Source organism: Dryocola sp. LX212, from assembly GCA_041504365.1.
Lineage (GTDB): Bacteria > Pseudomonadota > Gammaproteobacteria > Enterobacterales > Enterobacteriaceae > Dryocola.
The window spans coordinates 2,842,891-2,857,593 of the sequence record CP167917.1 but is presented as its reverse complement, the minus strand read 5'-3'; the positions used below and the strand labels follow the sequence as shown (position 1 = coordinate 2,857,593).

Annotated in this window: 22 protein-coding genes and 3 tRNA genes; 14 read left to right on the top strand and 11 right to left on the bottom strand. The window is 51.8% G+C overall.

All coding sequences use genetic code 11. The features are described from left to right. Window positions 1–33: 33 nt before the first annotated feature. The 6 genes from uvrY (at window position 34) to ACA108_13835 (ending at window position 3,582) form a co-directional block, all read left to right on the top strand. Window positions 34–693, top strand: coding sequence for a UvrY/SirA/GacA family response regulator transcription factor (uvrY, locus tag ACA108_13860; GenBank protein ID XEX94470.1), 660 nt, complete (start codon window positions 34–36; stop codon window positions 691–693). Next, window positions 686–2,518, top strand: coding sequence for an excinuclease ABC subunit UvrC (uvrC, locus tag ACA108_13855; protein ID XEX94469.1), 1,833 nt, complete (start codon window positions 686–688; stop codon window positions 2,516–2,518). Before uvrY ends, uvrC begins: the two co-directional genes overlap by 8 nt. Window positions 2,519–2,576: 58 nt before the next feature. Next, window positions 2,577–3,125, top strand: a complete 549-nt coding sequence (gene pgsA / locus ACA108_13850; GenBank protein XEX94468.1) for a CDP-diacylglycerol--glycerol-3-phosphate 3-phosphatidyltransferase — start codon at window positions 2,577–2,579, stop codon at window positions 3,123–3,125. A 159-nt stretch (window positions 3,126–3,284) separates the two neighbouring features. Then, a tRNA-Gly gene (locus ACA108_13845) sits at window positions 3,285–3,360 on the top strand. Window positions 3,361–3,411: 51 nt separating this feature from the next. Beyond that, window positions 3,412–3,485: transfer RNA gene (locus ACA108_13840), tRNA-Cys, on the top strand. Between the two features lie 11 nt (window positions 3,486–3,496). Beyond that, a tRNA-Leu gene (locus tag ACA108_13835) sits at window positions 3,497–3,582 on the top strand. A gap of 126 nt (window positions 3,583–3,708) precedes the next feature. On the opposite strand, the gene ACA108_13830 is transcribed toward ACA108_13835, so the two are convergent. The 11 genes from ACA108_13830 to ACA108_13780 form a co-directional block, all read right to left on the bottom strand. Further along, complete coding sequence (locus ACA108_13830; protein XEX94467.1) at window positions 3,709–4,719, bottom strand: tyrosine-type recombinase/integrase; 1,011 nt, start codon at window positions 4,717–4,719, stop codon at window positions 3,709–3,711. Further along, the gene (locus tag ACA108_13825; protein ID XEX94466.1) at window positions 4,719–4,946 is read right to left on the bottom strand and encodes a DUF4224 domain-containing protein; all 228 of its coding nucleotides are present in this window, start codon (window positions 4,944–4,946) and stop codon (window positions 4,719–4,721) included. Before ACA108_13825 ends, ACA108_13830 begins: the two co-directional genes overlap by 1 nt. Before the next feature lie 93 nt (window positions 4,947–5,039). Then, the gene (locus tag ACA108_13820) at window positions 5,040–5,738 is read right to left on the bottom strand and encodes a DUF551 domain-containing protein (protein ID XEX94465.1); all 699 of its coding nucleotides are present in this window, start codon (window positions 5,736–5,738) and stop codon (window positions 5,040–5,042) included. After that, entirely contained in the window at window positions 5,735–6,037 is a 303-nt protein-coding gene (locus ACA108_13815; GenBank protein ID XEX94464.1) for a hypothetical protein, read from the bottom strand. The genes ACA108_13820 and ACA108_13815 overlap by 4 nt, the downstream gene beginning before the upstream one ends. A 3-nt stretch (window positions 6,038–6,040) precedes the next feature. Beyond that, window positions 6,041–6,658 (bottom strand): ead/Ea22-like family protein, encoded by a 618-nt coding sequence (locus ACA108_13810; GenBank protein XEX94463.1) that lies wholly within the window; start codon window positions 6,656–6,658, stop codon window positions 6,041–6,043. After that, a complete protein-coding gene (locus tag ACA108_13805) occupies window positions 6,651–7,058 on the bottom strand; it encodes a hypothetical protein (protein XEX94462.1) in 408 nt (135 codons plus the stop codon). The genes ACA108_13810 and ACA108_13805 overlap by 8 nt, the downstream gene beginning before the upstream one ends. Next, the gene (locus ACA108_13800; GenBank protein ID XEX94461.1) at window positions 7,051–7,395 is read right to left on the bottom strand and encodes a hypothetical protein; all 345 of its coding nucleotides are present in this window, start codon (window positions 7,393–7,395) and stop codon (window positions 7,051–7,053) included. The genes ACA108_13805 and ACA108_13800 overlap by 8 nt, the downstream gene beginning before the upstream one ends. Further along, entirely contained in the window at window positions 7,388–7,846 is a 459-nt protein-coding gene (locus tag ACA108_13795) for a hypothetical protein (GenBank protein ID XEX94460.1), read from the bottom strand. Before ACA108_13795 ends, ACA108_13800 begins: the two co-directional genes overlap by 8 nt. Continuing rightward, window positions 7,834–8,373 carry an HD family hydrolase gene (locus tag ACA108_13790; GenBank protein XEX94459.1) on the bottom strand — a complete coding sequence of 180 codons (540 nt, stop codon included), beginning with the start codon at window positions 8,371–8,373 and terminating at the stop codon, window positions 7,834–7,836. The genes ACA108_13795 and ACA108_13790 overlap by 13 nt, the downstream gene beginning before the upstream one ends. Before the next feature lie 96 nt (window positions 8,374–8,469). Next, a complete protein-coding gene (gene rdgC / locus ACA108_13785) occupies window positions 8,470–9,354 on the bottom strand; it encodes a recombination-associated protein RdgC (GenBank protein ID XEX98114.1) in 885 nt (294 codons plus the stop codon). A 366-nt stretch (window positions 9,355–9,720) separates the two neighbouring features. Further along, complete coding sequence (locus tag ACA108_13780; protein ID XEX94458.1) at window positions 9,721–10,377, bottom strand: LexA family protein; 657 nt, start codon at window positions 10,375–10,377, stop codon at window positions 9,721–9,723. Between the two features lie 66 nt (window positions 10,378–10,443). On the opposite strand from ACA108_13780, the gene ACA108_13775 reads away from it, so the two are divergent. From ACA108_13775 to ACA108_13740, 8 genes are all read left to right on the top strand, one after another. Then, window positions 10,444–10,674 (top strand): Cro/CI family transcriptional regulator, encoded by a 231-nt coding sequence (locus ACA108_13775; GenBank protein ID XEX94457.1) that lies wholly within the window; start codon window positions 10,444–10,446, stop codon window positions 10,672–10,674. A 25-nt stretch (window positions 10,675–10,699) separates the two neighbouring features. After that, window positions 10,700–11,161 (top strand): YmfL family putative regulatory protein, encoded by a 462-nt coding sequence (locus tag ACA108_13770; protein XEX94456.1) that lies wholly within the window; start codon window positions 10,700–10,702, stop codon window positions 11,159–11,161. Window positions 11,162–11,401: 240 nt separating this feature from the next. Further along, the gene (locus ACA108_13765) at window positions 11,402–11,569 is read left to right on the top strand and encodes a DUF4222 domain-containing protein (GenBank protein XEX94455.1); all 168 of its coding nucleotides are present in this window, start codon (window positions 11,402–11,404) and stop codon (window positions 11,567–11,569) included. Further along, window positions 11,566–12,585 carry a conserved phage C-terminal domain-containing protein gene (locus tag ACA108_13760; GenBank protein ID XEX94454.1) on the top strand — a complete coding sequence of 340 codons (1,020 nt, stop codon included), beginning with the start codon at window positions 11,566–11,568 and terminating at the stop codon, window positions 12,583–12,585. The genes ACA108_13765 and ACA108_13760 overlap by 4 nt, the downstream gene beginning before the upstream one ends. Further along, window positions 12,582–13,064 (top strand): hypothetical protein, encoded by a 483-nt coding sequence (locus ACA108_13755; protein XEX94453.1) that lies wholly within the window; start codon window positions 12,582–12,584, stop codon window positions 13,062–13,064. The genes ACA108_13760 and ACA108_13755 overlap by 4 nt, the downstream gene beginning before the upstream one ends. Then, window positions 13,061–13,939: a DNA adenine methylase gene (locus ACA108_13750; protein ID XEX94452.1), complete on the top strand. Its 879-nt coding sequence runs from the start codon at window positions 13,061–13,063 to the stop codon at window positions 13,937–13,939. The genes ACA108_13755 and ACA108_13750 overlap by 4 nt, the downstream gene beginning before the upstream one ends. An 8-nt stretch (window positions 13,940–13,947) precedes the next feature. Beyond that, the gene (locus ACA108_13745) at window positions 13,948–14,298 is read left to right on the top strand and encodes a LexA family transcriptional regulator (protein XEX94451.1); all 351 of its coding nucleotides are present in this window, start codon (window positions 13,948–13,950) and stop codon (window positions 14,296–14,298) included. Further along, window positions 14,295–14,696, top strand: coding sequence for a RusA family crossover junction endodeoxyribonuclease (locus ACA108_13740; GenBank protein ID XEX94450.1), 402 nt, complete (start codon window positions 14,295–14,297; stop codon window positions 14,694–14,696). Before ACA108_13745 ends, ACA108_13740 begins: the two co-directional genes overlap by 4 nt. Window positions 14,697–14,703: the final 7 nt, after the last annotated feature.

The following is a 14,703-nucleotide window of genomic DNA, read 5'->3' as shown; positions in this document are numbered from 1 at the left end:
TATCAGCGTTATCCCTTTTCTGGAGAGTTTCCTTTGATCAACGTTCTTCTTGTTGATGACCACGAACTGGTGCGCGCAGGGATACGACGCATTCTTGAAGATATCAAAGGGATTAAGATATCAGGTGAAGCAAATTGCGGTGAGGACGCCGTGAAATGGTGTCGCGCCCATCCGGTTGATGTCGTTTTAATGGACATGAATATGCCCGGCATCGGTGGACTTGAAGCCACGCGCAAAATTGCTCGTTATTCTTCAGACATCAAAATCATTATGCTCACCATCCACACGGAAAACCCACTGCCGGCCAAAGTTATGCAGGCTGGCGCTTCCGGCTATCTAAGTAAAGGCGCAGCGCCCCAGGATGTGGTGAATGCCATTCGCTCGGTGAATGCGGGCCAGCGCTATATTGCTTCGGATATCGCCCAGCAGATGGCCCTGAGTCAGATTGAGCCGGAAAAAAGCGAAACCCCCTTTGCCAGTTTGTCCGAGCGCGAATTACAGATTATGCTAATGATCACCAAAGGCCAGAAGGTCAATGAGATCTCTGAGCAGCTTAATCTGAGCCCGAAAACGGTGAACAGCTACCGTTACCGAATGTTTAGTAAACTGAATATCAGTGGCGACGTTGAGCTGACTCACCTGGCCATTCGCCATGGGTTATTCAACGCGGAGACGTTAACCAGTAGTGAGTGAGATTTTCGAACCTGCAGCCTTCCTTAAAACGGTAACCAGCAAACCTGGCGTCTATCGTATGTACGACGCAAGCAGCACGGTTATCTACGTCGGTAAAGCCAAAGATCTTAAAAAGCGCCTGGCGAGCTACTTCAGAAGCAATCTGTCTAGCCGCAAAACCGAGGCGCTGGTGGCGCTCATCCATCATATTGACGTCACCGTTACCCATACCGAAACCGAAGCGCTGCTGCTTGAACATAACTACATCAAGCTCTATCAGCCTCGCTACAACGTGCTGCTGCGCGATGACAAATCCTATCCTTTTATCTTTCTCAGCACGGACACCCATCCCCGGCTGGCAATGCACCGTGGCGCCAAACATGCGAAGGGTGAGTATTTCGGTCCCTTCCCTAACGGCTATGCGGTAAGAGAAACCCTGGCGCTGCTGCAAAAAGTGTTCCCGGTTCGCCAGTGTGAAAACGGCGTTTATCGCAACCGTACGCGGCCCTGCCTGCAGTACCAGATTGGCCGCTGCCTCGGCCCCTGCGTAGCGGGGCTGGTCTCTGAGGAGGAGTACGCGCAGCAGGTTGAGTACATCCGTCTTTTCCTCGCGGGGAAAGATGACCAGGTTCTGACCCAGCTCATCGGGCAAATGGAGCTGGCGAGCAAAAACCTCGAGTTTGAAGCGGCCGCGCGCATACGCGATCAGATTCAGGCGGTAAGGCGCATCACCGAGAAGCAGTTTGTCTCTAACACCGGTGACGACCTGGACGTCATCGGCGTGGCCTTTGACTCCGGCATGGCCTGCGTTCACGTGCTGTTTATCCGCCAGGGCAAAGTGCTGGGCAGCCGAAGCTATTTCCCGAAGGTGCCGGGCGGTACGGAGCTTGCCGAAGTGGTGGAAACCTTTGTCGGTCAGTTCTATTTGCAGGGCAGCCAGATGCGGACCTTGCCAGGCGAAATCCTGCTCGACTTTACGCTGCCGGATAAAACCCTGCTGGCGGACTCGCTTTCCGAAGTTGCCGGGCGTCGCATCCATGTTCAAACCAAACCACGCGGTGACCGTGCCCGCTATCTGAAACTGGCCCGCACCAATGCCGCCACCGCGCTGGTGACCAAACTTTCCCAGCAGTCCACCATCCATCAGCGGCTTAACGCCCTCGCTCAGGTTCTTGAGCTTCCGGACATTAAGCGCATGGAATGTTTTGATATCAGCCATACGATGGGGGAGCAGACCGTTGCTTCCTGCGTGGTGTTTGATGCTAATGGTCCGCTGCGTGCCGAATACCGCCGCTATAATATTGCGGGTATCACGCCGGGCGATGACTATGCGGCGATGAACCAGGTGCTGCGCCGTCGCTACGGCAAAGATATAGAAGAGAGCAAAATCCCGGACGTCATTCTTATCGACGGCGGGAAAGGGCAGTTAGGCCAGGCTAAAACCGTGTTCGCAGAGCTGGACGTGGCGTGGGATAAGCATCACCCGTTGCTGTTGGGCGTTGCCAAAGGCACCGATCGTAAAGCGGGTCTGGAGACGCTATTCTTCGAGCCAGAGGGCGAGGGCTTCTCTTTACCGCCTGATTCGCCGGCGCTGCACGTGATTCAGCATATTCGCGATGAGTCCCACGACCACGCCATCAGCGGGCACCGCAAAAAGCGGGCAAAAGTAAAAAATACCAGTACGCTAGAAACAATTGAAGGCATTGGGCCAAAACGTCGCCAAATGCTGTTGAAATATATGGGCGGATTGCAACCGTTAATGAATGCGACCGCTGAAGAAATCTCAAAAGTGCCCGGTATCTCGCAGGCGTTGGCAGAAAAGATCTACTACTCGTTGAAACATTGAGGTCTCTGTAGCAACATAGGGACAATTTCTCACTTACGACAGACAGTTATCCGGCACTATGCAATTTAATATCCCAACGTTGCTTACTCTGTTCCGTGTCATCCTTATCCCATTCTTTGTGCTGGCTTTTTATCTGCCGTTCACCTGGGCGCCGTTCCTTTGCGCTTTCATCTTCTGGCTGGCAGCCATCACGGACTGGTTTGATGGTTTTCTTGCGCGCCGCTGGAACCAGAGCACCCGCTTTGGCGCCTTCCTCGATCCCGTCGCGGATAAAGTAATGGTGGTGGTCGCGCTGGTGCTGGTCGTGGAGCATTATCATGCCTGGTGGGTGACCCTGCCTGCGGCGACCATGATCGCCCGTGAAATCATCATCTCCGCCCTGCGCGAGTGGATGGCAGAAATCGGCAAGCGCAGCAGCGTGGCCGTCTCATGGATTGGTAAAACCAAAACCATGGCGCAGATGCTTGCGCTGATCGGCATGCTGTGGCATCCAAACGTGTGGATTGAATACCTCGGCATCGGTTTGTTCTTTATCGCCGCAGTGCTGACTTTCTGGTCAATGTTCCAGTATTTAGCCGCCGCGCGCGGTGATTTGCTCGAACCGTGATCTAAGCGGCGTAAAATTCAGCAAACGAAACGCCAGGACGGAAAATTTCATTGACTCACTGCGCCATCTAAGTAGAATGCAACGCATCGAACGGCGGCACAGCTTGTCGGAAGATAATAAAATCAAGTGATTAGCAACACAGTCACTGATTCAAAATTTGCGGGAATAGCTCAGTTGGTAGAGCACGACCTTGCCAAGGTCGGGGTCGCGAGTTCGAGTCTCGTTTCCCGCTCCAGATTTATGTAATAGCGTTCAGCTGTTACAGCCTGCAAAGGTAAAAGATTAAGGCGCGTTAGCAAAGCGGTTATGTAGCGGATTGCAAATCCGTCTAGTCCGGTTCGACTCCGGAACGCGCCTCCACTTTTCCCAGCGCCCGGGTGGTGAAATCGGTATACACAAGGGATTTAAAATCCCTCGGCTTATGGCCTTGTGGGTTCAAGTCCCACCCCGGGCACCACGGGAATAAAAAGAATAAAATCAATGATAAGCAGTGTCGTGTAAACCTCCTACGGGAGGTTTTTTATTGCCTGCGATTTCCCTTTCACCATTGTTTCGCCATTCGATTTCGCCATGAAGAAGGGCATTACTGCCCTCCTACTACCGGCACGACTGCAATTTTTCTGTTATACCGTGCTGTCTGAGAGGCATTCTTATGGCCCGATATTTCCTGCTTCTCGTTCAGTGAGCCTTCGAGATCAGATATCCCTTTTGCCTTCAGATCGTGGAACGTGAACTGAAAATCTAGTTCAGGGAATTTCTCTGCTGCAGTTTTCTTTGCTTTCATCCATTGAGCATTGAAAGCATCGCGTGTGTAGCGAGAGCCTGATGGCTGGTGGAGGACATAAATGCTGCTCATACCTTTATTTATGTTCAGCTGGCCAGCTAAATCAGTTGCAGCACGTAGGCGTTCTGTCCAGGCTTTGATCTGGGATACAGAAGTCTTGCTTTGCTGGATCAGAATGCCCTGATCGGTTAACTGATGTTTTTTTAGATCAAGGATATCCCCTTGCCTGGCACAACAGAGGTAGGCGATTTCCATCGCCACCTTCACCGCTGTTGGGGCTACATCATATAGCGAGCGATACTCCAGATCGGTTATATAACGCGTCCTGGCCTGTTCTTTAAATTGTTTAACCCCCTGGCAAGGATTCAATTTTACCTTTCCTCGCTCATATGCCCATCGGAACACCCTCGACATAAATGCCTTTTCCCTGTTCGCCTGTACACGGCTTTTTACACCTCTTTTATCCATATACTTACGGATATGCTCAGGCTTAATATTGTCAGGTTTCATTTTCCCGAAAACGATATTTACTTTTGAAAAGTATTTGGTGTAATCCTTACGCGTTTCTGTAGCCAGTTCGTGGAAATCACCGGAATTAAAGAACTCCTGACACAATGCAGAAAAGTTGCTTCCAGTTTTAACCTCGTTAATAAACCTTTCGTATTCAGCCCATACCTGGGCTTTTGAAAGATCTGAATTACATAATCTTATTGTTCTCCCATCCGCAGAGCGAAACTCGTAAGCTGATCGTCCTCTTCGAACACGTGGAGGCATCCAGTTATCATCAGGGTTTTTTCTAACTCTAGGCATCACATATCCTTAAAGTTTGGTTCTGCCTCTTCAGGGTTAACCGGTGTTGCTCGTAGTCCAACCGGGTTGGAAACGTGTTCCCAGGTTGTACCAGGTCTGCCATCTTTCCTCGGTATGAAGAAAACTCCACACTCTTTTAATGCTTTGCACTGGAGGGAAGGGCGGCGATAGCCGGTTAATTGGTATAGATCCTCTGAAGTTAGGAAGCGTTGTGATAGTTCGCTCACGGTAAATCCTCCACATCCGGCTGCACCCGGGTTAATTTCTGAAAGCGCAGGTGCCACAACCACCGCGGGCACCTTCGCGACACACTTCGCAATTCACTGCTTTTTTGACATCACTACCTTCGGGGCGCTGGCCACTTCATCATGTTGCGGGGCGGCTGCGAGTGGCATCCAGTGTGTAACCCTGCCACTTAATGCAGCATCTGACCACTCATCACCATTCCATGAGCAATTCCATTGATAGTGGCTTTTCCCGAGGCTGTTAATCTCTTCGACGTAGCACCAGTAACGACCACCTTCTTCTGGGTTACGATCAATGCATTTAATCCAGCCTTCGGGCAACTTGTACGGGTTGCTTACAGGCTCAACTTTTAGCGAAGCAGCGCGCAACGCTTTAGCTATTTGCTCACGTAGCTGCTGTGTATCGCGGTATTTTATTGCGACATCCCGCAAATCGTTAACAAGCTCGCGGAATTCGTGCTCTTTCGTAGGAACAGTCACAGCCTGTAGTGGTGGGACTGCGTAGAGTGGTCGAACTTCGCAACCCTCCCTGGTGGCTTGCTCTGCACCACTTTTCCCAACACCAAGCCAGTCTCCGTTTACTGATTTAAATTGCCAATAAACAGGCTCCTTGCTGGCTTTGCGGTATTCCTGAAGCTCTGCGTATGCCGCCATCAGTCTGCGGGCCAAATCCTGGGCTTCACCATCAACGAGCGGCTCACCTTGCTCGATATCTTCTAGACGTTCTGGGGCAAGCCAAAAATCCTGCTCGTCTGTTAGTTTGTTATTGGTCATTTGAACCTCGATTCGGTCATGAGATTGTGCAAAACAAAATAGCGGTATTCGCTGCTAATTTTTGACAACCAGGAGAGCAAATTACGGTTGTGTTGGATAACGAATTTCTCCCACAAGTGATCACCCAACTGCTCCCCAAACCAATCCACCATTATGTAACCGGACAGATGATGCTGTAGCCGCTGGAGGCTCATCACCGCACGAGAAAAGCCGAATGCGTCCAGCTCCTTTTGCTTGGCTCGGAATGCCTCGGGATCATCCCGAAAGGATTTCATGAACACTTCGTATGCTGTGCTCATTTGTCACTCCCCCGTATCCAGTGCTATGCCCACTGCTGAGCAGGCAGTGCGGATTGATTCAATGCACTCAGCTTTAAGTGGTGAAAGGTTCACGGAAATTTCAGCACCGCCCCATCTCACCGGCCGATTGAAATTTGGCAGCTTCACGGTTAGCGTTCTGGCTTCCAGCCCTGCGATGCGATCAAGTGCCGCCAGGTGTTCATCGATTTCCTTTTCTCGCTCTCTGATGTTCTGCTTTGCGAGGCGCTTCCATGCATCACGGAAGCGATTACTGTCAGTTAGTTGCTGCTGCGCCTGCTCCAGCGCCGCTATCAGTGCCAGGACGTTTTCCGGGCGGCAGGCAACGACGAATTCAGCATTTTTAAACCCGGTTTCGTCGAAGGCTATAAAGCCATCCTCGTCATACTCTTCGCGAATTATGGCGACGTCAGAATTACTTGAGTCGAGAAGCAAATCCCCGCGCTCAGAGTAAACTCCAGCTGCCTTCCAGCCTTCGCGGCAATCATCCCCATTGCCGTAAGTGCCATCCGTATCGATATGGTCTGAATACCACTCGCCCGGCGTCGCTTTCTCCGCTGCTGCTTTCATGCTGGCAATCAGCTCTTCGGTTCCCTTATTCATGACTTGCTCCTTTGCGTGGTGCGCCGCGGTATTCTGGTTCAGGTTTGTACTGTGGCGGGGCGACAGTATTCGCCAGCACCACTTTCCATGTTGCAGCGTTATTCCTCAGCCAGCGTCCGTTGTCATCGTCAAAGAAGCCAGGCTTAACGGGATGAGTAAGAGGCTCAAGCACGTCACACGGCACGGCGACGTTGCCACAGCCGCAGTTGTAATAAGCCAGCTTCGATTTAATAAGGGTTTCCGTGTAGCGTCCGGCAGTCTCAATGCGCCCCCGGTATCCTGAGTTATTGTCAGCCCATAGCAAGATATACGGATTATTGCGCTGCGTATGAGCGACGCTAATAACGAAGTATTCGCGCTCACTCACTGGCTTCATCTGCACCTCTGCTGTGTTAGTCATTCCATGCCTCCAGCTCACCTTCGATTTCCTCGTCTATCTCGTCGTTTGTTGCGTCGCTGTCGAGAAAAACACGAGCCTCCATCAGGTAGTGCAGACGACGCTCGTTGTACCATGCAGCAAATTCTTGCGACCAGCCTATGGTTGGCCCGTCATAATCAAATTTTGCGTTATTCTCGGCCATTTTCTGGACCATGCAATCGGCAGTGGTCAACGCGCATTCACGGATACACCCATGCAGATGACGCTTCCGCCAGTACGGGCTATGCTTCGAGTCACAGCGCACTTTAAATTCAACTTCCCAGCGACGAATGCAGCGTGCGTTTAGTGATTTAGACATTGCCAGCCTCCTTGTGCAGCTGGGCTGGATTAGAACTCCCTATCTTTGCAACACAGAAATCAGTAATTCTTCTGGCCAATCCTTTGTCTTGTTTCCCACACGACAAAAGTCCGGCGGCGGTAATCACGTCAGTTAAAAATCGAGATTCTTCTATGCTCAATTGATTGGTTGCTGGAGTCTCTGGAGAATGGTCAATAGCTGGGTGCCATGCTGGATCTTCTCCAGCCCAAACATAACAACTAGTTGCAATAAAGTTATTCAGACCTGCATTCTCCGCTGACAGCGCGTCACGCTCTTTCAGTGCCTGCACTACTGCCGCAGTGTTTGTTGCCAGCCGCTCAGTTATTTCTTTCACGAGCTCAGAGTAAATCCCAACCTCAGTGATGCTGGCCGAATAGTTGCGAGCCAGGGCGACAAGCTCGCTGGTGGACATATCAATTAGGCGTTGCATGCTGCCTCCACTGTCAGTTCGTTAAAGCGCTTCATGAAAATGCTATAGGCCTGCCCAGGGCGGAGTGGATGGATTTGGAAATCAGAAGTAGGCACGACGCCTTCGAGGATTGGCCAGGTAGTTCCATCGTGAATATCCAGTTCGTGGCGCTCTGTCTCGAGCATGATCAGGTCGGCATACTTAACTGGCAGGCTCATCGCTTCTGGTAGCCCAAACTTTCTTCGGATCACTGATTCGACGTAGTTCTCTATCTGACGGTAATCAGGCAGCAGACGCTTAAGCGGGGAAGGGATGTCACACACATACGCTTCCTGGGCATCATGAAGCAATGCTTCCAGGGCGAACTCTGGCGCCACCAGTAAGCTGGTAAGAACAGAATGCTGCGCTACAGAATAGAACTCCGGCAGATGACCGGCGAAGCGGCAGCAGTTGGATAGTGCTGTGGCGATATCTTCGATCACGATATCGTCTGGGTGAATGTTCTGGAAGTCGATATGCTTCCCTGACAAGGTCTGAATATAAGACATTAGGTTCTCCACTAAATAAGAGCGCTACTGCACCGGCGCCGAATTTTGGTTATAGGAAGCCCAACCCATTGAGCATGGGCTTCTACAGTTATTCGCTTATCGCTTTGCTTCGCCGCCGAGTGCGGCAGCCAGGCCCGATATCAAAATAGAAAGTTCACCAGTGAACAGAATGAAATCCGCATCAAAACGATGAGCAGCATCTTCACGGTCAATATCATCGTTCTGCTCGAGCAGAGAATCGGTAAACTTAACTTTTCTGATCACCATGTTGTCATCCAGGGTAAAGCTCACACGATCCTGCCAATCCAGCGCCAGGCAGGTCACAACTTTTCCTGCTTCGATGTGTGAGGCCACTTCGTCACTGACGAGATCCTGGCTGGTAACGCGCGCCGTACCGCCGTCTTCAAGAACGGCCTTCAGTACAGCTTCATCGCCCATCTTTAAACCTGATGGCAGGCTGCTAGTGCGTACCCAATCGGTTAGTGTCAGTTCGATTGGCGATTCCATCGTGAGCGGCACTACTGGCAGAGAGCCTAACGTTTTGCGGAGCAGGGCAAGTGCGTCTTCTGCACGTTTGGCACTGGCCGTATCAACGATGATCAGTTGCTTCTCAGTGTCGACCCAGATACTGGTCGTGTGATTTCTGGTAAAGGCACGCGGTAGCAGAGAGTGAAGCACTTCATCGCGAAGCGCATCTTTCTCTGTTTTCTTCAGCTTGCGGCCCTGGTCCTGTTCCAACTGAGAAATCTTTTTGGACAACTCTTCCTTGATAACTGGTGCCGGTAATATTTTTTCTTCGCGTCGAATAACGAGCAGCAGCTGCGCGCCGGCAAGATGGAAGAGGCGAGTGGACAATGTCCCTAATGGTGAAACCCACCCGGTTTGGGACATGTCCTGACTGCCGCATGGTGAGAAAGCAAACGTCTGAAGCTGGCTGGCGAACGTGGCTTCATCTGAGATGATTTCCACTTCGCGGGACATGCGGTAGATAAACAGGTTTTTGAGTATTGGTTTGATCACGTTAATTCTCCGTTGGCGACCCCTGCACGGGCCGCTGGTTAGGTTCTCCACTACTACATCGGTGAACCCGCTACCTGTGCCATCCAGAGAGTAAGCGACTCAAACACTGGCGGCGGGTTCACTGATGTACCCTGGTAAAAAGCTGGCGGTTACCGCGGACATAACGGGAAAGAGACGGGCCGCCAGAACAGGGATGTAAGGCATTTCTTCGTATTAGCAGTTGACGCTATGAATGTAGGATATCTTACTCATGCGTGTCAATGCTAAAAGTAGGAAAACTTACATTGAAGGCTGAAAAAAAGCCGACAATGTCGGCTTTATCAATCGTTAGAGGTCGGTAATTATTTGGCGGACTATGCCTACAATACGACAATTACCGTTCACTTCCATTACGCGGTAGTTTGGATTAAGCGGGATTAGGTATTTCAAAGGCCCATCAATGACGAACTTTTTGAGGGTTGCTTCAGCTGAGCCTTCTATCTGAGCAACAACTATCTTTCCACTGGCTTCGTAAGGACTACCAAAATCAGGATCAACAACGACCAGTGACCCTTCAGGAATGCTTGGCGCCCCGTTTGGGTTAGTCATGGAATCACCCCTGACTTTCAGCGCAAATCCTTCATCACAGAGGCTCGCCGAGGTGTAAATCCATTCGCTAATATCGTCCTCGGTAATTGGTGCGCCTGAATCTGTCCATTCCCCAGCTTGAACCCAGGAGAGGATAGGGATTCTCTTCACGCCAAACTTCTCGGTAGGCTTACTTTGCGGAACGTCCGTATCCGGATCGCCAGCGCCATCTATCAACCACTGAGGGTTGCATTTCAGCGCAGCCGAAAGAGCCTGGAGGTTAGAACCGCCTGGCTCGTAGTCGCCAGATTCCCACCCGGTGACAGTAACTCGGTTAACACCCACAAGCTTCGCTAAAACTGCCTGAGTCAGTTTCATTTCTTTACGACGGGTGCGTATACGTTCATTCATTTTCATGTAGGCAATCCTACCATTTTATGATGTAGGATTCCTTGACCATGTGATGTAAGATATCCTACTATCATGAGGTTCCTATTAACTACAAGCGAGATAAAAATGAACAAAGATGAAGTCATTTCCTACTTCGGTGGTGTTGGTAATGTTGCAAAAGCCCTTGGCATATCACACGCGTCCGTCTCCGGCTGGGGTCCAGTTATCCCAAAGGGACGAGCATTTGAGATCCAGTCCCTGACCAATGAGGGTTTGAAAGTCGATGCATCCTTGTACGTAAAGACTAACGAACCAACAGTCTGACAGTAACTACCAAAGGAAAAACAAGATGGTAGAGCAAAGCCTCAAAGAAGTAGTGAAAGCAATGTGTAAGGCCTACCCAGGCGGCCGTGAAGCAATGGCTGGCGCGCTGGGCATGACCATGACCCAGTTTCATAACAACCTGTACGAGAAGAACGGCTGTCGATTCTTCGAAGTCGTAGAACTGGAGGCTATGGAAGACATCAGCGGGACTTCAGACCTGGCTGATTACTTTGCAAAACGCCGCGGCGCTCTGCTGGTGGAAGTGCCAAATCTGGAAGAGCTGGACCGTGTGGACCTTTTCAGCAAAGCGATGCGTACGGCAGCGGCACGCGGGCAGGTTGACCAGATTATTGAGAAAGCGCTGGAAGACGGAGTGATTGAACAACATGAAGCTGACGAAATTAATGAGCATCACCGCCGCCACCTGGCAGCTCGTGAAGAAGAGATCCGCGCTATCTGCGCTTTGTTCGGACGTAAAAAGAAGTGACGCCAGCGGGCGTGCAGGCCCCTGGCGTCTTGGCGTGTCAATTCGTGGAGAACATTAACGCATGAACAGTTTAACCAGAAACAGCTCAGTACCGCAAATCCGTTGCCGCTTAGCAGCAGGTGATCGTGATGTTGGCCCGTTCCTGTATGAAGCAAATTTACAGGGTGAGTGGGTAGTCATCAACTACCAGTTCGCCCGCTGGTTGGTAGAAGACATGCAGATCCGTCGAGAGGCAGAGCAATGCAGGAACTTGACCGTAAGTACTGGGACAGGCGCGGGATACTCGTCCATGTCATTGGATACGATCGGGCAAAGCAGCAAGTCATCTTCATGCGTGAAGACTATGAGCACGAGTGTATGCAGCCTGTTGAGCGGTTCCGCGAGAAATTCAAAAGGGTTGAAGAATGAGCACTAAGTTAAGCAGCTATGTGTGGGACGGCTGCGCGGCGGCGGGAATGAAACTGTCCAGCGTTGCTATCATGGCGCGCCTGGCCGATTTCAGTAGTGACGAAGGGGTTTGCTGGCCTTCAGTGGCTACCATCGCCCGCCAAATTGGTGCGGGTGAAAGTACGGTACGCACTGCCATGGCTAATCTGGAAAAGGCTGGATGGATAACACGTCGCCAGCGTCGTAACGGTAACCGTAATGCATCGAACGTCTACCAACTGAATGTCGCGATGCTGCACGCTGCTGCTAACCATCAACCGCCAGTTTCTGACGCATCAGAATCTGACGCGTCAAAATCTGACACCTCAAAATTTGACGGGTCGAAATCAAGCAAGAAAGCCAGTTTTCACCCTCCAGAATCTGGCGGGGATCCGTCAGTAAATTCAAAACAAGATCCATCAGAAGATAAAGACTCTTGTCAGCCTGCTGCGCAGACCGACCGTGACGTTGAAATCACTGATCTGGCTAAACAGGTCTTAACCCATCTGAACACGGTCACCGGCTCCCGGTACCAGGTCAGCAAGTCCTCAATGGAAAACATCCGGGCCCGTCTGGGGGAAGGTTTCTCGCTGGAAGACCTGCAGCTGGTTGTTGATTACAGCCAGGCGAAGTGGGGCAACGATATCAAGATGGTCGAATACCTTCGTCCAGCCACCCTGTTCCAGAACAGCAAATTCCCGGGTTATCTCCAGGCTGCAACGAAGTGGCATGCAGCCGGTCGCCCTGAGAACGTGAATGGTCAGTGGGTCAAACCTGGCGAAACTCCAGTCGGCGATACTACGGAGCGCGATGCGGCATACCGTCGGTACGTCAGCGGCACAATTTCCCCGAACAAACCAAGCGAACTTGAAAAACGGGTATGCAAGGCGGCCAATGCGGTGAACCTGCGCAAGCAGCGCCCTGAATTTGCAATGAGCCGCTGGAACGCAATCTGGAAAGAGCAGGCGCAGCGCGGTGACCAGGGGGAAGCAGCATGAGACATCAAGTCCAGAAGATGATCGTGAACTTCATAAGTGAAAACCCAGGCTCTCAGATTTCTGCCGTTGTGAAGGCGATGCCTGAAATAGACAGATCTTCGATTTCCTCAGCTCTAACCCGTCTTGCATTACTGGGGAAGCTAAATCGTAAACAGGGCGTACAAGGCTGCTTTGAATACACCCTGGCGAATGGTGAAAGTGTACCCGCAGTTATTCCGGCCGCCACCCCGGCGCCAGCACCAGTTATTCATCAGGCTGCAATTTCTCCACTGGAATGGGAATGCAAATTCAGCAAAGCGGAGGACTTGTTGAACAAGGGCATGACCCGGCGCGCAAACCATGCTTTCCTGGAACTTCTGGACGTAACGTCAGAAGCAACTTTGCGCGAAAAGGTCATCCGCCGCCGGAACTGCTGCGGAAGCAAACCACACGGTGATGATTCAACTGTCGCTGGTCGTTATGTGGGAGATCACAAATGACTTTTGGTTCTGAAGAAAACGCTTTGACGATTGCAACGCATGAAAACGCCACCCATGCACGCCCGTTCCAGCGTTCGTTCTTGAAATGGGCTGGTGGTAAGTATTCGCTACTCAGCGAACTGGACCGCTTTATTCCGGCTGGAAAACGCCTGATCGAGCCATTCGTTGGCGGCGGCAGCGTATTCCTGAACTCTGACAAACATAGCACCTTCCTGCTGGCGGATGTGAACGCTGACCTGATCAACCTTTACCAGATGCTGGCCATCGTGCCGGCGGAAGTGACCCGTGCCGCGCAGCTGATGTTCGAACGGATGAACACCCCGGAGAAGTTCGACGCCATCAGAGCAGAATTTAATGGCCATCTGCAGGATTCCATCACGCGCGCCGCGGCATTTCTTTACCTGAACAGGCACTGCTTCAACGGCCTGGTCCGCTACAACAAAAATCACCAGTTCAATGTCGGCTACGGCAAATACCCTGCACCGTACTTCCCGGCAGAAGAGATATCTGAATTCACCAGGATGGCGCACAACTGCGTATTCCTGAACGCAGGGTTCCGCCGGACGCTGGTGCTGGCGGGCGAAGGTGATGTTGTTTACTGCGATCCGCCGTACGAACCGCTTCCTGGTACGAATGGTTTTACATCCTATTCAGCTGGTGGCTTCAACTGGGAGGAACAGGTGTCGCTGGCAGAGAGTTGTGTGGCAGCGCACCAGCGCGGCGCCAGGGTAGTAGTGTCGAACTCAACAGCACCAAAAATTATCGAGCTGTACGAACAGCACGGTTTCGAAATTCACAGGGTCAGCGGACGTCGCTCTATATCGAGCAAAGGCAGCACGCGTGAATCGGCTCGTGATCTGATCGCAACGCTTTAGGAGGAACAGTGGAAGATAAAAACAAGCTATCACCTCGTCAGCAGGAAGTGCTGGCCCTGATTAACGACTTTCATAACCGGAACGGGTTTCCGCCGACCAATAGCGAAGTGGCTGAGCTCATGGGCTTCAGTTCGGCGAACGCGGCTACTGTTCACCTGCAGGCGCTGAAACGGAAGGGCTTCATAACCATCAGCAAAGGGAAGGCCAGGGGCATTCAGATCGTAGGCAGCCAGACACCATCGCAGCAGCGAGACGAGGCGCTGGCCGTCCTGCGTGATTTGTTTGCCTGCAATGTTGGATCAGCGGAGCGCGCCGCCGAGCTGCTGAGTCGCTACGAGCCAAAAGGGGAGCCGGCATGAAACTTACCCTGCCATTCCCACCAAGCGTAAACACGTACTGGCGCGCCCCAAATAAGGGGCCGTTAAAAGGTCGCCACCTGGTCAGCGAAGGTGGGCGCAAGTTCCGTAAGGCGGCCTTTGCATCAGTAGTGACCCAACTCAACCGGATCCCACAGCCGATGTTGGGCGATCTGTCGGTCAACGTGGTGCTCTTCCCGCCGACCAGACAGCGCCGCGATATGGACAACTACCTCAAGGCGCTGTTTGACTCACTGACGAATGCCAGAGTCTGGGACGATGACTGCCAGATTAAGCACATGGAAGTGAGTTGGGGTCCGGTGATAGCAAAGGGGAGCGCGGAGGTAACTATTCGCGAATTTATCAACGAGACCGTAACGGGTGCAGCCGTCGGTCAATGAAAAGTGG

Coding starts and splice junctions, on each gene's coding strand:
- ACA108_13760 (XEX94454.1), top strand. CDS start 11,566: ATGAGCACTAAGTTAAGCAGCTATGTGTGGGACGGCTGCGCGGCGGCG.
- ACA108_13775 (XEX94457.1), top strand. CDS start 10,444: ATGAGGTTCCTATTAACTACAAGCGAGATAAAAATGAACAAAGATGAA.
- pgsA (XEX94468.1), top strand. CDS start 2,577: ATGCAATTTAATATCCCAACGTTGCTTACTCTGTTCCGTGTCATCCTT.
- ACA108_13800 (XEX94461.1), bottom strand. CDS start 7,395: ATGTCTAAATCACTAAACGCACGCTGCATTCGTCGCTGGGAAGTTGAA.
- ACA108_13805 (XEX94462.1), bottom strand. CDS start 7,058: ATGACTAACACAGCAGAGGTGCAGATGAAGCCAGTGAGTGAGCGCGAA.
- ACA108_13790 (XEX94459.1), bottom strand. CDS start 8,373: ATGTCTTATATTCAGACCTTGTCAGGGAAGCATATCGACTTCCAGAAC.
- rdgC (XEX98114.1), bottom strand. CDS start 9,354: ATGTCCCGCGAAGTGGAAATCATCTCAGATGAAGCCACGTTCGCCAGC.
- ACA108_13815 (XEX94464.1), bottom strand. CDS start 6,037: ATGAGCACAGCATACGAAGTGTTCATGAAATCCTTTCGGGATGATCCC.
- ACA108_13750 (XEX94452.1), top strand. CDS start 13,061: ATGACTTTTGGTTCTGAAGAAAACGCTTTGACGATTGCAACGCATGAA.
- ACA108_13780 (XEX94458.1), bottom strand. CDS start 10,377: ATGAAAATGAATGAACGTATACGCACCCGTCGTAAAGAAATGAAACTG.
- ACA108_13740 (XEX94450.1), top strand. CDS start 14,295: ATGAAACTTACCCTGCCATTCCCACCAAGCGTAAACACGTACTGGCGC.
- ACA108_13820 (XEX94465.1), bottom strand. CDS start 5,738: ATGACCAATAACAAACTAACAGACGAGCAGGATTTTTGGCTTGCCCCA.
- ACA108_13830 (XEX94467.1), bottom strand. CDS start 4,719: ATGCCTAGAGTTAGAAAAAACCCTGATGATAACTGGATGCCTCCACGT.
- ACA108_13755 (XEX94453.1), top strand. CDS start 12,582: ATGAGACATCAAGTCCAGAAGATGATCGTGAACTTCATAAGTGAAAAC.
- ACA108_13770 (XEX94456.1), top strand. CDS start 10,700: ATGGTAGAGCAAAGCCTCAAAGAAGTAGTGAAAGCAATGTGTAAGGCC.
- ACA108_13795 (XEX94460.1), bottom strand. CDS start 7,846: ATGCAACGCCTAATTGATATGTCCACCAGCGAGCTTGTCGCCCTGGCT.
- ACA108_13810 (XEX94463.1), bottom strand. CDS start 6,658: ATGAATAAGGGAACCGAAGAGCTGATTGCCAGCATGAAAGCAGCAGCG.
- ACA108_13765 (XEX94455.1), top strand. CDS start 11,402: ATGCAGGAACTTGACCGTAAGTACTGGGACAGGCGCGGGATACTCGTC.